The sequence below is a fragment of the Mycobacterium sp. E796 genome (assembly GCF_001672815.1).
GTDB lineage: Bacteria > Actinomycetota > Actinomycetes > Mycobacteriales > Mycobacteriaceae > Mycobacterium.
In genome coordinates this window covers 20,511-33,297 of sequence record NZ_LZKK01000325.1, presented here as the reverse complement: position 1 = coordinate 33,297, position 12,787 = coordinate 20,511, and the positions used below count along the sequence as shown (strand labels likewise).

General features: G+C 62.6%; 12 protein-coding genes. 4 read left to right on the top strand and 8 right to left on the bottom strand.

The window, feature by feature from the left end; all coding sequences use genetic code 11:
* The first annotated feature begins 24 nt into the window (after positions 1-24).
* Entirely contained in the window at positions 25-813 is a 789-nt protein-coding gene (locus tag A5706_RS25980) for an SDR family NAD(P)-dependent oxidoreductase (protein WP_068137424.1), read from the top strand.
* 46 nt (positions 814-859) lie between these two features.
* Here the strand turns inward: A5706_RS25980 and A5706_RS25975 are convergent, their stop codons facing one another.
* The 5 genes from A5706_RS25975 to A5706_RS25955 form a co-directional block, all read right to left on the bottom strand.
* Positions 860-2,062 (bottom strand): thiolase family protein, encoded by a 1,203-nt coding sequence (locus A5706_RS25975; protein WP_082964625.1) that lies wholly within the window; start codon positions 2,060-2,062, stop codon positions 860-862.
* A 41-nt stretch (positions 2,063-2,103) separates the two neighbouring features.
* Entirely contained in the window at positions 2,104-2,502 is a 399-nt protein-coding gene (locus A5706_RS25970; RefSeq protein ID WP_068137418.1) for a Zn-ribbon domain-containing OB-fold protein, read from the bottom strand.
* A 33-nt stretch (positions 2,503-2,535) separates the two neighbouring features.
* A complete protein-coding gene (locus A5706_RS25965) occupies positions 2,536-3,582 on the bottom strand; it encodes a dihydrodipicolinate synthase family protein (RefSeq protein WP_068137416.1) in 1,047 nt (348 codons plus the stop codon).
* Positions 3,583-3,644: 62 nt separating this feature from the next.
* A complete protein-coding gene (locus A5706_RS25960) occupies positions 3,645-4,793 on the bottom strand; it encodes an amidohydrolase family protein (RefSeq protein ID WP_197517982.1) in 1,149 nt (382 codons plus the stop codon).
* A 41-nt stretch (positions 4,794-4,834) separates the two neighbouring features.
* On the bottom strand, positions 4,835-6,106 hold the full coding sequence (locus tag A5706_RS25955) for an amidohydrolase family protein (protein WP_068137411.1): 1,272 nt from the start codon (positions 6,104-6,106) through the stop codon (positions 4,835-4,837).
* 659 nt (positions 6,107-6,765) lie between these two features.
* Here A5706_RS25955 and A5706_RS25950 point away from each other — a divergent pair.
* Both A5706_RS25950 and A5706_RS25945 read left to right on the top strand, forming a co-directional pair.
* The gene (locus tag A5706_RS25950) at positions 6,766-7,968 is read left to right on the top strand and encodes a cytochrome P450 (protein ID WP_231985419.1); all 1,203 of its coding nucleotides are present in this window, start codon (positions 6,766-6,768) and stop codon (positions 7,966-7,968) included.
* Between the two features lie 81 nt (positions 7,969-8,049).
* Positions 8,050-8,241 (top strand): ferredoxin, encoded by a 192-nt coding sequence (locus A5706_RS25945; protein ID WP_068137407.1) that lies wholly within the window; start codon positions 8,050-8,052, stop codon positions 8,239-8,241.
* Positions 8,242-8,343: 102 nt separating this feature from the next.
* Here A5706_RS25945 and A5706_RS25940 read toward each other — a convergent pair whose 3' ends face one another.
* The 3 genes from A5706_RS25940 to A5706_RS25930 form a co-directional block, all read right to left on the bottom strand.
* Positions 8,344-8,646 carry a hypothetical protein gene (locus A5706_RS25940; RefSeq protein ID WP_068137404.1) on the bottom strand — a complete coding sequence of 101 codons (303 nt, stop codon included), beginning with the start codon at positions 8,644-8,646 and terminating at the stop codon, positions 8,344-8,346.
* Positions 8,643-10,151 carry a class I adenylate-forming enzyme family protein gene (locus tag A5706_RS25935; protein WP_068137402.1) on the bottom strand — a complete coding sequence of 503 codons (1,509 nt, stop codon included), beginning with the start codon at positions 10,149-10,151 and terminating at the stop codon, positions 8,643-8,645. The genes A5706_RS25940 and A5706_RS25935 overlap by 4 nt, the downstream gene beginning before the upstream one ends.
* A gap of 89 nt (positions 10,152-10,240) precedes the next feature.
* On the bottom strand, positions 10,241-10,999 hold the full coding sequence (locus A5706_RS25930) for an SDR family oxidoreductase (protein WP_068137399.1): 759 nt from the start codon (positions 10,997-10,999) through the stop codon (positions 10,241-10,243).
* A 457-nt stretch (positions 11,000-11,456) separates the two neighbouring features.
* Between A5706_RS25930 and A5706_RS25925 the strand changes: the two genes are divergently transcribed.
* Positions 11,457-12,764 (top strand): cytochrome P450, encoded by a 1,308-nt coding sequence (locus A5706_RS25925; RefSeq protein ID WP_231985418.1) that lies wholly within the window; start codon positions 11,457-11,459, stop codon positions 12,762-12,764.
* Positions 12,765-12,787 lie beyond the last annotated feature (23 nt).

The window sequence follows — 12,787 nt, the reverse complement described above, 5'->3', positions numbered from 1 at the left end:
CCAGCGAGGAAGGATTGCCAGCCGATGGCTGAGGAGATCGACCTCCGTACGCACCGCGCCCTGGTGACGGGCGCAGGTCAAGGCCTAGGACGGGCAATTGCAGTCCACCTCGGCGCAGGGGGCGCCGAGGTGGTGGTGAACGACTTCGTGCCCGAGCGGGCGGAAATTGTGGCAGAAGAGATCCGGGCCGCAGGGGGTCGCGCGATTTCGTCACCGTTCGACGTCACAGATCCCGCCGTGGTGCGCGCCGCGGTGGACAGGGTCAACGGTATTGACATCTTGGTGAACAACGCGGGCGATGCCGGCGGGCCCGACGTGGCAGGCAGCTTTGACCGTAACGTACCCGTCGATGCCAGTCCGGCGCAGTGGGATCCGTATAGGGCGATTTTCTACGGTGTCATGGTCTGCACAAACGCTTGCCTGCCCGCCATGATCGAACGGCGGTTTGGGCGGATCGTCACCGTCATTTCTGACGCCGCGCGTGCTGGTGATGCCCTCCCAGACGCGGTCTACGCGGGCGCGAATGAAGGCGCTGCTGGATTCACGCGCTCGATCGCCACCGAGAACGGCCGCTACGGCATCACGGCGAACGTTGTGACCGTTGCAACGACGCCCGGAAAACCCACGCAGAGCGACACCGCTTCCAACGCGAAATCTACGCTAGGTGAGTACGCGACACGTCGGCTCGGCGAGCCGCTGGAGGTTGCCCCTCTGGTGACCTATCTCGTCAGCCCTCTCGCCTCATGGCTGACAGGACAAACCGTCCCGGTCAACGGCGGCTACACCAGTGGCGCTTTGACGGCGTTGTCTTGAATCTCCCCGCGTGCATTGCACGCCAATTTTGGCTTACGACAGTGCCCTAGGCGGTCTTCTCCAGGATGTGGACACCGCATGTGGAACCGAGGCCGATGACATGGGCCAGGCCCACAACGGCATTCGGGATCTGCCGCGCGCCGGCCTCGCCGCGCAGATGGTGGCAGATCTCCCAGACGTTCGCGATTCCGGTCGCGGCTATGGGGTGGCCTTTCGACTCGAGCCCACCCGATACGTTGACCGGCGTGCTGCCGTCTCTTTTTGGCGCTCCGGACTCGAAGAAGTCGACGGCACCGCCCTCGGGGCAGAGCATCAGGTTGTCGTAGTGGACCAGCTCCGCGGTGGCGAAGCAGTCGTGCAGTTCGACGAGGTCGAGATCTTGCGGACCAACGCCCGCTTGTTCATAGGCCAGAGCCGCGGCGTTTCGCGTCAGCGTGTTGACGTTGGGCAGTACCTGACAGCCCTCTTCCCAGGGGTCGGTCGTCAGGACCGATGCCGACACCTTCACGGCCCGCTTTTGTTGTTCGGAGGACATCGATTTGAGCCGGTCCCCGGTGACCAGGATTGCCGCTGCCGCGCCGTCGCAGTTCGCCGAGCACATGGCGCGGGTATTCGGGTAGGCCATCATCGGCTCGCCCATGATCTGCTCGACGGTCATCGATTTCGTATATGCGGCGAGGGGATTGAGGGTCGAGTGGTCGTGGTTTTTCGCCGATATCCGGGCGAACAACTCGAAGCTCACTTCCCCGTATCGGTGGCCATATTCCAACCCGACCTGAGCGAAGACCCCGGGCATTGATGCGGTGCCGATTCTCCCATCGAGTGGCGCCACGGCACCAAACCGACCCTTCGGCACCCAACGGTCTTCACTGGGGGCCTCGGCGAGGCCGAGCATGCCTGCCCCAGAAAGCTTCTCGGCGCCGACCGCCAAGCCGATCTCGCACTCCCCGGCCTTCAACGCCATCATCACCGTCCGCAGTGCTGTGGCACCGGTCGCGCAGGCGTTGGCTACGTTGAAGACCGGTATCCCGGTCTGCCCCACCTGCTTTTGCACATCCTGACCAAGCCCGGTTCCCATGCCCGACAGGTTGCCGGCCGCAATCACGCCGATGTCATGAATGGATACGCCGCCGTCGGATAATGCGCCCAGTGTCGCTTCGGAAGCCAGGTCAAGCGCATCCCGCGTGGGGTGCTTGCCGAACTTGGTCATGTTGATGCCGAGAATGTATATGTCGTCGGACGCCATCAATACCTCTTATTTCGACTCGTCACGGGTAATCAGTAATGCGGCTAGGCGGCATCGACAGGCTCGAAGCCGAACCCGATCGCCTCGACGCCGTCCCCGTCCTTCCCGATCGAATACGTCGCCAGCCGAACCTTCATACCGGTCTTGATGTGGTCAGGGTGGGGTTCGACATTGATCACATTGCCTCGCACGCTGGTGCCATCACAGTCGATGACCCCGGCGACGAAGGGAACGGGAACACCCGGCATGGCGAAGTTCACAATCGTGAACGTCCTGAGGATGCCGGTCTGCGCGACTCTCGCACTCTCGAATGTCGTTCCGCCGCAACCGGCACAAGCGTTGCGGTGGTCAAAGAACTGCGCACCGCACGACGTGCATTTGTGTGCCACCAAATGCGGGTCGTCACCTAGCACCAGATAGTCGACCAGCGGCACGGCGGTCATGCGGCACCACCCTCGCGACCACGGTCTGTTTCGTTACGCACTTTCCAGTGCCCCCGTGACGGCCGAACTCGTCAACGCCTTGCCTTCGAGCCCGGCGGCGACGAAAAGATCGGCGATCTCCTTGCGCCCGGTCGCGCCCAGTCGCGCCTGAGGCGGACGCGAATACGGGTAGTCGCCTACAGGCAGACCAATCGTGCTCGCCGCGACCTTCACCACTTCGCCCCAGTGCGTGAGATATCCCGGCCTGCCCGGGTACTCGCCGAACTTCGGCGACAACGGCATTCCGCCGACATTGGCGCCGCGGTGAGCGCGCGCCTCGTCGAGCTTGCCGTCCCAGATCAGTTGCCAGTACTCGCTGAACCACTTGTTGTCCGCGCTCTCGTAGAGCCACGCGATGTTTCCGAGTTGTCCGGAACACACGATGCCCTGTTGCAACCAGCCCGCCTCGTAGACCAACGTGTCACACTCCCAGATGGCGATGTCGGGAGCCAGCGCGTGCAGCACCGTGGTGTTCACCGTGCTGTCCATTACGCCTTCTTTGACCGCCACCACCGCGGGCACAGCGTGATGGACAGCAGCCATCTCCTCACCCGTCATGACGTATCCGGACGAATTGCTGTTGAACATCCCCAGAGCGATGTCCGTGCGGTCGGCGACGTATTGGAAGAATCGCTTTACCCCCTCACCGCCGTGCACCTCCATCGTCGGCGTTTGGATGAAGGCGATGTCGGCGCCATTCTGCTGTGCGTGCAGCGTCAACTCGGCTACGTCTTTGGCGCACTCGGCAGTCGTGCAAGCCTGGATCACCACAGCCGGATTGATCGCGCGCGCCTCCTCTACGGCGACCTCGAGGAGACGCTTGCGCTCATCGAGCGTCAGCGCCCACCATTCGGCGCATCCGCTGGTCAGCCACAACATGTTGTGGCCAAGGTCGCCGATGCAATAGCGAATCAACACGCGATATGCATCCCAGTCGATATCGTCGCCGTCCGTACCGCAGAACGGTGTGAACAGCGAGTCTCCGATCCCGTGTAGACCGCCGTCCTTCACCCACTGCTGCGCATCGCGTGCGGCGACCATGGCGTTCCTCCTGTGATCCTTAAAGCTCTGTGGGGCAACTGCTTGCGTGGTTTGCAGACGTCTCAGACGAGAGGTGTGACTTCGGTGGGATCGAACTTGAAGACCTCGAGTGCGTTCTCGCGGAACACCTTTCGGGCTATTGCCGGATCCGCAATCAGCTTGGCTTGCTCGGCGACGACCTCGCGCGAATGGGGATACGTTCCTTCTTCGTGCGGATAATCGTTGCCGAACATCAGCATTGACGGTCCGGTGAGCGCGATGTTGCCGATTCCCACGGTGTCTCTGGCGAACGTGGAGTGCACCTGTCGCTTCGCGTAGTAGCTGGGCGGGTGCTCCAGGTCGGGATAGACCGATGGCTGGCCCTTCTTGCCCCCATAGGAGATGAACTCGTCATAGCGGCGGAATGCGATGTCGGAGTTGTCCATGGTCTCGTTCGCCCATGCCATCCAGCCGATGTTGTACTCAACGAGCACCACGTGGATTCCCGGATGGTCGGCGAGCACTCCGGAGGTCGCAAGCAAGGTGGCGACCTGCGGAGCCATCGACTGGATGTAGAGGTTGTTGGCGACGGTGGCGCCGGGACCACGAAACGCCCTCATGGGGTGCCCGGTGCCCTGGTGCATGGCCACGGGGAGGCCCGTGCGCTCGATCGCGTCCCACATTGGAGCCCACTGCCGGTGATTCCACATCGGGTTCGCCAGTGCTGGAAGCATGATGGCGCCCAGCCCAATCTCGGCAATGCGCTCCACCTCCGCGACTGCCATCTCCGGGGTCCAGGTCGGCACGATGCCGGCACAGCAGAACCGAGGCGAGTGCCGGTGCAACTGGTCGTAGATGTAATCGTTGTAGATGCGGCAACTGGCCTGACCGCCTTCGGGGCTCTCGAGCATCCAGACCTGAAGGGCGATAGTCGGGAAGATGCACTCGCCGGCGACGCCGTCTTCACGCATGACTTCGAGTCGTTTCTCGGGCTTGAGGACCGCCAGTCGGTCCTCCTCGGCCTGCATGTCCTTCTGGAACGCATGCTGGCCGTCCATGATGAGGCTCCAGCCGCCGTCACCTGAGGACGCGAGCCCGCGCATGGCCTGATCTTTCAGCGATGCAGGCAGATTCGACGACCACAGGTCGCGCGGTTCGTTGACGTGCGAATCCGCCGAGATGAATCCGATCGAGGCAATCGAGTCGTCGGTGTGCGGCGCCTGGGGCGCCACGACGTTCGTCATGTTTGTTCCTCCCTCAGAAGTCGTTGCGGTCACCAGACACCGATGCCGGCGGCCTCGTTTTGCTTCTTCCATTCGGCCCGCGGCATCCGGCTCACGTCGACGTCGGCGGCCTTGGCCCGAAGGGCGCCGACGGTGGCCTCCTCGCGCGGGGTGTACTTGAACGGATCCCAGTCGAAGAACCGGCACGCGTTCTCAAAAGTGATCTTGTTGATCTCCTCTGGCGTGCAGCCGGCGTCCATGAATTCGCCCCAGGCCAGCTCGGGTGAATAGGGCCAAGTCGTGTCGGTGTGCGGGTAGTCGCATTCCCAGGCGATGTTGTCTATGCCGATCCGATCGCGGAGCTTGAGGCCGGCAGGATCGGTGATGTAGCACGCCAGGATGTGTTCGCGAAAGATCTCCGACGGCTTCTTGCCGTTGAAGTCGTTGCCGTGGTCGAGCCAGGATTGGTTGTCGACGTGGCGATCGATCCGATCCATATAGAACGGGATCCAACCGATTCCACCCTCGGACAGGGCGACCTTGAGGTCGGGGAAATTTCGCAATGTGGGTCCAAAAAGCAGATCCTGCGCGGTGATCGCGCTGATTTGGCACGCGAGCACCATCATGTGGTCGACCGGCGCCTCCTTCGGACTCTGAATCACGTCGTAGCCGGCGCCGATATGCAGACAAAGAACCATGTTCTCCTCACACAGCGCCTTTAACATCGGGTCCCAATAGCCGGAGAGAAAACTCGGGTACCCCTTCGTGTGCGGCGTCTCGAGGAACGACATTGCCTTGTGGCCCTTCTTGCCCATCCGGTGAACCTCGGCCGCCGCCAATTCGACGTCCCACATGGGGACGACGCCCTGCGGGATGAATCGTCCTGGGTACTCCGCGCACCATTCGTCGACGACCCAATCGTTGTATGCCTGCAGCATGATGTACGCCAACGGCTTGTCGGGCGCTTCGGCGAAGGTCCGCGCATTGAATCCCGCCATGGTGGGGAAGTTAAGCGACGCCAACATGCCGTTGGCGTCCATGTCGCGCACCCGCGCATGCACGTCGAAACAGCCAGGCCGCAGTTCGGACAGACTGCCCGCATTGAAGCCCCATTCGTTCTTGGGCCATCCGACGGTCGCGCCCAGGCCCAGCAACGTCGAGGCCTTGTCGCCCTGGAACACCCACTCGTCGATGCCGTGTTCATTGCGGACGAGCTTGGGAGCCTGGTCTTTGTACTTTTCGGGCACGTGGTTGTCGTACATGTCGGGCGGCTCAATGTAGTGGTCATCGATGCTGACCATGATCATGTCGTTCATTTCCATGGGGAGCTCCTGTCCGTGGCTTGAGCTAAACCGAGATGGCTGCGTTGGGTACCGAACCGGGTTGACGGCGCACATGCCGGCAAGCCGGGCGGTCGGCGTGTCGGGTCGCGGGTGCGTTTTTGACGTCGCACGCGGCGCTCGCAGTCGGCGGCATTTGCTTCCCGGCGGAAGGATTCGCGGCGTGGTGCAAGCCGTTCGCGACCGCGCCGCCGCGGGTTCGCGCGCCAAATGTCACTTCACAACCCCATTCCGGCCCGCATGTCGAGTGCGCAACCAAATGACAGCCTCTTTTCTATACTAATTCGGGAAGTCTGTCGAGTATCGCCTACCGAGGCGGCGCACCCTACCGCGTTTCGACGGGCCTAGGCCCTCTGCCTGCGTGAAGCTGGTGTCAAGGATCAGCTTGCTCGCTCGGCCTTTAGCGGCGCGACTGGGGCGTAAATCGCCCCTAGGCCACCGCGCCAACTCCGCCACGCTTCCCGGCCGCGTTGACTTTTCTAGTCACCTATTATAATCTCCATCAACCCACCTTCAGCTTCTACCGCAGGGCGCGAGGCCTCGCGGCGAAAAGGGACGGTTCGTGGGAGGGGTGCTGGCGCGGCGTTGCTCGTCCAGGGGCGCGAGACGGCGGCACCGCACTGAGAAGTCACACGAGGAGAGTGCACGTGGTCGCGCCCGTTGACGAGATCTACTGGGACCCGTACGACGCCGAGCTCGACAAGAACCCGCATGCGGTGTGGCGGCGCTTGCGCGACGAGTTCCCCGTGTATCGCAACGACAAGCATGACTTCTGGGCGTTGAGCCGCTTCGCCGACGTGCAGGCCGCCTCCAACAACCCCACGTTTTCGTCCTCTCACGGCACCGTACTTGAGTACATGGGCACCGATTTCGGCGAGATGGACGTCCTTATCTTCATGGACCCGCCTGCCCATACCGCCTTACGGGCGCTGATCTCACGAGCGTTCACTCCGAAGCGGACCTCGGAGATGGAGGACCGTATCCGCGCAATCTGCGCCAAACTGCTCGACCCGCATGTCGGAAGTGCCGGTTTCGACTACGTCGCTGACTTCGCCCAGCAGCTGCCCTCGATGGTGATCTCGTCCATGCTCGGCGTGCCGGAATCGGAGAGCGAAGAGGTCCGGCTCAAGATCGACGAGATCTTCCACATCGACCCGCAGGCGGGGATGCTCAACGAGATCTCCATCAATGCGCGCCTGTGGATTAGGAGCTACATCCTCAACGCGCTCGAACAGCGACGCACAAATCCCAAAGACGACCTGTTCACTGCACTGACCCAGGCCGAGCTGACCGACGAGCAGGGCGTCACCCGAAAGCTAACGGACGGCGAGGCCGCCGACTTCGGGGGTCTGCTCGTCACCGCAGGAACCGAAACCGTTGCACGGCTTCTGGGTTGGGCCGCGGTCACGTTCCCCAAGCATCGCGACCAGCTCCGCTTGATGGGCGAGGACCACAGCCGCATCCCGGGAGCCGTCGAAGAACTTCTCCGCTATGAAGCGCCCTCACCCGTACAAGGGCGATGGACGCTCAACGAGGTGGAAATGCACGGGACGGTGATCCCCGCGGAGTCCAAAGTCCTGTTGCTGACCGGGTCCGCCGGTCGCGACGAGCGCCAGTATCCCAACGCCGACACATTCGACATCACGCGCGAGCCCAAGCAGCACGTCTCTTTGGGTATCGGAGCCCACTACTGCCTTGGCGCCGCACTGGCCCGACTGGAGGGTCGAATCGCCCTGCAAGAAACGGTGCGCCGTTTTCCTGATTGGGACGCCGACATGTCCGCTGCGGTACAGGTACACACGAGCACTGTCCGAGGCTGGTGTTCGGTGCCGATCACCTTATGACACATACCGATTCTCGTTCTCGCAGTAAACGCGGTTGGGCTCCGAGGCTACGATCGACGGTGAAGGTAGGGTAAGACAGTTGTGAAAGTCGTTGTGGATTGGGAAATTTGCGAAAGTAACGCGTTGTGTATGGACGCTGCGCCAGAGGTGTTTGAAATGCAACCCGACGATACTATGAAAGTCCTGCAGGAGGAACCGGACGAGTCGCTGCGCAAGAAGGTAGAAGCAGCAGCGCACGCCTGCCCTAAGCAGGCTATTCGGATCCGCGATTGACGGTCAGGGCCCATCGGTCCTTGATGTCCAAGACCTCAATTGCCAAAGAGTTTTGAGGTCGCGTAAGCGATACGAAAGGCCGGCGCGAGAAGACGCACGCACTCAGTCGCTGGCAGGCAGGGGTTTGGCTTCCTTGATAGCCATGGGAGTGGTTCCGATGGACAGCGAACCGTTGCCCGACCTTGTGACGAGCACCTCGGCGCCGGTGTCATCGATGTAGCGCTTGCCCTGGACTGTGCCGGTCGCGAACTCGGGGTCGATGCTCACGCCCGCGGCAGCCTGCGTGCCAATTCGGACCATCGGTACACCGCCGGCGCGAAGGTCGTCGAGACTGTCGGCGCTACGCACCACGATGACCTGGGTGTCGCATACCTGACTTTGTAGACGCGTTCCGTTCTTGATCATGCGTGCTCCTTGGTGGAGTTCAGCTCGGTGATGAGGTCGCGGCGCAGCACCTTGCCGGTCGCGTTGGTGGGCAGTTCGTCGCGGAAAACTACCTTGTCCGGAGTCCGTGACCCGCGAAGCTGTTGGCGGACGTGGGAGCGCAGATGCTCGACGTCGGGCGTGGCACCCGAGGCGGGCACCACGACGGCGACGATGATCTGACCCCACTCGGGATCGTCGGCCCCGACCACTGCGCAATCGTGCACGTGCGGATGCTCGACGAGGACCTCCTCGATTTCGGCCGGGGCGATGTTCTCACCGCCTCGGATGATGGTGTCGTCCGACCGGCCGCCGATGAATAGGTAGCCCTCCTCGTCGAGGTAGGCCACATCTTTGGTCGGAAACCAGCCGTCTTCGTCGAGTACGGATCCGACGCCTGTGTAGCGGCCGGAAACCTGCTCGCCCCTGACAAAAAGCTCACCCACCTCGCCGGCGCCGAGCACCGTGCCGTCCTCAGCGCGGACCTGCACCTCGATGCTTGGCACCGGTTGACCGACCGAACCGAGTCGACGCGCGGCAGCCGGGTCATCGGACGCCAGCGCGGCCCGATGGTCGTCGGGTGTGAGAACGGCAATCGTGGAACTGGTTTCGGTGAGCCCATAGGCGTTGACGAACCCAACCTCGGGTAGCAGCGAAAGTGCCTTGCGTACAAGCGGCGCGGCAACCTTTGAACCGCCGTAGGCCAGGGTCCGCAATGTGGGCAATGGCGGTCCGTCCGCGGGAGACGCTTCGAGCGCGGCGACGATCCGATCGAGCATCGTTGGCACGACCGTCGCTGAGGTAACCCCTTCATCACGCACCAGTCTGATCCACTCGTGCGCATCGAAGTTAGTCAAATAGACCATTTTTCGGCCCGCGTAGAGGTTAGACAGTGCCGCTGAGACGCCGGCAATGTGGTACGGCGGCACGCAGATCAAAGCGGCGTCGCCGAGACCGGCCGAACCGAACTCGACGGTGCCGGTGATATAGCTGGTCAGGTTATTATGGCTCAGCTCAACCGCTTTCGGGGCCGAGGTGGTGCCCGACGTGAAGAGCACGACCGCAACCGCTTCGGGATCGGCGAATTCAGCGAAGGATTCGGCGTCGCGTGCGGCGTGCAAGAACTCGGCCGACGACAGCACCTGTTCGCCGGCGTCGCCAATGACGCCTCGGTACTCGTCGTCGACTATCACCAATGGTTGGGGAAGTCGACCGATCAGAGTGCGCAGACCGTCGGCGGACAGTCGGTAGTTCAGCGGGGTCAGCGGCACCCCAGCCCGCGCCGAGGCGAACAAGAGGAGCGGCAGCATCGCTCCACCGGTGCCGACGTAAGCGACGTGCTGGGCGCCCGAGGACGCGATAATCGCGGCTCCACCGTTGGCCAAGGCGCTCAACTGCCCCACAGTCAGCCGCAGCCCATCGGACACCACAGCCGTACGGTCCGGATCCGCCGACGACGCCATCTCCAGCAACAGCGAAATACTCATCGCCTCACCGGACCTGCACGATGAACGACGTTATCGCCGTCGAATCTCAATACCACTGTGAACTCCTGTTTTCCGTGTCGGCGTTGCGCTCAGCTGCTCTGCCGCGGGCGCGGCACGATATGCACCGTCTCGGTTCGCACCGAGGGCGTGCGTCGAGCATTTGCAATCAGCGACAGCAGAGTGTTTGCAACGTCATCGACGTCGGATACCGCGTCCGATGTAGTTCTCTGCTGTGTCCACGTGCGGTTGAGGTCAGCAAGTAGATCCTGGTCGGCCCCGCGCAGAATTTCGGTCCCACTGGTGGGACCGAGGTTCACCCGGATCATGTTCACCGAAGGGTGTTCGACGCCCCATGAGCGCCAAATCTCGTCCAGCGCGGCCTTACTCGCGTTGTAAGCCGCAACGCCGACTCGCGGACGTCCGGCCTCGTGGCTGGAGGTGACAAGGGCGACACCGTTGGGGGCGAAGTAGGGTGTGGCGGCTCGCATCACATGAGACGCGCCGATCGTGTTGACCGCGAATGCGTGCATCCAGGTGGTGGAGTCCGTCTCCTCGATACGGGCGAACGGAACAACGGCACTGGTGTAGACAACTGCGTCGAGTCCGCCGAGCTCGGCGTCGACGGCCGTGAGCACTTCCTCGATCGCTGTGGGGTCGGACACATCGAGCTCGTGGGCCGCTCCACCCAGCGACTTCGACAGCCGTTCCAGCCTGTCGACGCGCCGAGCAGCCACAGACACTCGTGCACCCCGGGCACGCGCCGCGACCGCCACCGCTTCACCGATTCCTGAGGACGCGCCAACGACCAAGGTGCGAACCCCCTCTAGGTCCTGGCCCCAGCCCGTCACTTGCCCGCTCCTCCGCTGCCAAACGACATTTACTGCGACATAGGGAGACGAACGCCTTACCCCGTTCGCCGGCGCTGACCGTCTGGTCAGCCACCCCACGCATAGTTTCCTATTCAAGATAAATAAGTCAAGAAGCCTACCTGGAGGCGGCTCGCCCTCCCACCCCCGGGGCGCATCGCGATGTATTTCGAAAGCGCGGCCGCACAGCGTCTCACCTCCGTCGTGTGCACGGTTACGCCCAACGCGGGGCTCTAGGCCGCGCACTCTACGTCGGCGCTCCTACTTCAACCGTAAAGTTTTCCGAGGCTGCCCGTTTTCGCAGGCAGAGCCTTGATTAGGTGATTGCAGACACAGTGGGATCTGCGTTCAGTTTATACCGTTTAGATATTTACAGTCGCTGGTGTCCCACCTAGGCTTGACGACCATGCCAATACGGTCGCAGCTGCGATTCCTCAACATGTACGGGCCGAGCCTCGCCGTCGGGCTCGCGGACGACGTGTCTCACACCGTGATGCGCAAGGTTCGCAAGCCACCGGTCCCGTCCGGTGTCGAAGTTACAGACTTCGATCCGCTGGATGCGGAGACGACAGCGGACCCATATCCGCACTACCGTCGGCTCTTGGAGAGTGGGCCCGTTCACTACAACCCTAGGCGGGGAATCTTCATCCTGAGCAGGTATGAAGACGTGCGAGCCGGTGCCCGCGCCTCCGAAGTGTTGTCGAGCGCCGATGGCATCTCCTACAACCGCATGCGGTCATCGTCGCTGCTGACGGTGGATCCACCGAGACACACCCAAATGCGCAAGCAAGCCCAACCCGCATTCACCCGCGGGGCCCTGGAGTCGTGGCAATCGACGGTTGTGCAGCTCGCGCGCGCCCACACAGCCGGCTTGTTCGACAATCCGCCCGTCGACATCGTCAAGCTTCTCGCCGAGCCCCTACCCACGGCCGTGATCGCGCACATCCTCGGCATCGCCGACGACGATCTAGTGGCCTTCAAGGAATGGTCGAACGAAACGGTTCGCCTGGCCAACGCGAACCTGTCGCTCTCGGGGCTCAAGCAGGGAATCGCGGGCATGAGGGCGATCGGCCATTTCCACCATTACTTCACCAACAAGTTGCGCCAGGGTCAGTTGCTCGACGAGCACACTGTGTTGGGCCGACTGGTGGCCAATGCCCACGACGGCAAACTCAGCAACGATGAGCTGTTCTTCTTCGCCTTCCTGCTGCTGCTTGCCGGCAACGAAACCACCACCAACATGCTCGGCACGCTGTTTCTCACGCTATCCGACAACCCTGACCAGCTGCGGCTTCTCCAAGAGCGCCCAGACCTGATCCCCAGTGCCATCGAAGAACAGCTGCGTTATTACGCACCAATCCAAGGCCTGTACCGCACGGCGCGTTCTGACTACGTCGTCGGTTCGGCGACGATTCCCGCTGGTTCGCGCGTACTGCTGCTGTGGGGCGCAGCCAACCGAGACCCACGCCAGTTCGAGGACCCAGATGCATTTCGGGTCGAGCGCAATCCGATCGGGCATGTTGCGTTTGGTTCAGGAATTCATTTGTGTCTGGGCGCGCAGTTGGCTCGACTGGAAGGCCACTCCGTACTGCGCGAGATCGTCGATCACGTGGACCGCATCGAAATCGTGGGATCGCCCGGCTGGCGGACCAACCCCACGCTGCGCGGATTGGCCAAACTCGATGTGCGGGTGACGCGCCGAAATGCCGCCCCCACAGACGCCGCCGATTTGGCGAACGCCCACTAGCGGACAGAACGTGTAGCAGAGGA

Coding starts and splice junctions, on each gene's coding strand:
- A5706_RS25980 (WP_068137424.1), top strand. CDS start 25: ATGGCTGAGGAGATCGACCTCCGTACGCACCGCGCCCTGGTGACGGGC.
- A5706_RS25970 (WP_068137418.1), bottom strand. CDS start 2,502: ATGACCGCCGTGCCGCTGGTCGACTATCTGGTGCTAGGTGACGACCCG.
- A5706_RS25965 (WP_068137416.1), bottom strand. CDS start 3,582: ATGGTCGCCGCACGCGATGCGCAGCAGTGGGTGAAGGACGGCGGTCTA.
- A5706_RS25955 (WP_068137411.1), bottom strand. CDS start 6,106: ATGGAAATGAACGACATGATCATGGTCAGCATCGATGACCACTACATT.
- A5706_RS25940 (WP_068137404.1), bottom strand. CDS start 8,646: ATGATCAAGAACGGAACGCGTCTACAAAGTCAGGTATGCGACACCCAG.
- A5706_RS25935 (WP_068137402.1), bottom strand. CDS start 10,151: ATGAGTATTTCGCTGTTGCTGGAGATGGCGTCGTCGGCGGATCCGGAC.
- A5706_RS25925 (WP_231985418.1), top strand. CDS start 11,457: ATGTACGGGCCGAGCCTCGCCGTCGGGCTCGCGGACGACGTGTCTCAC.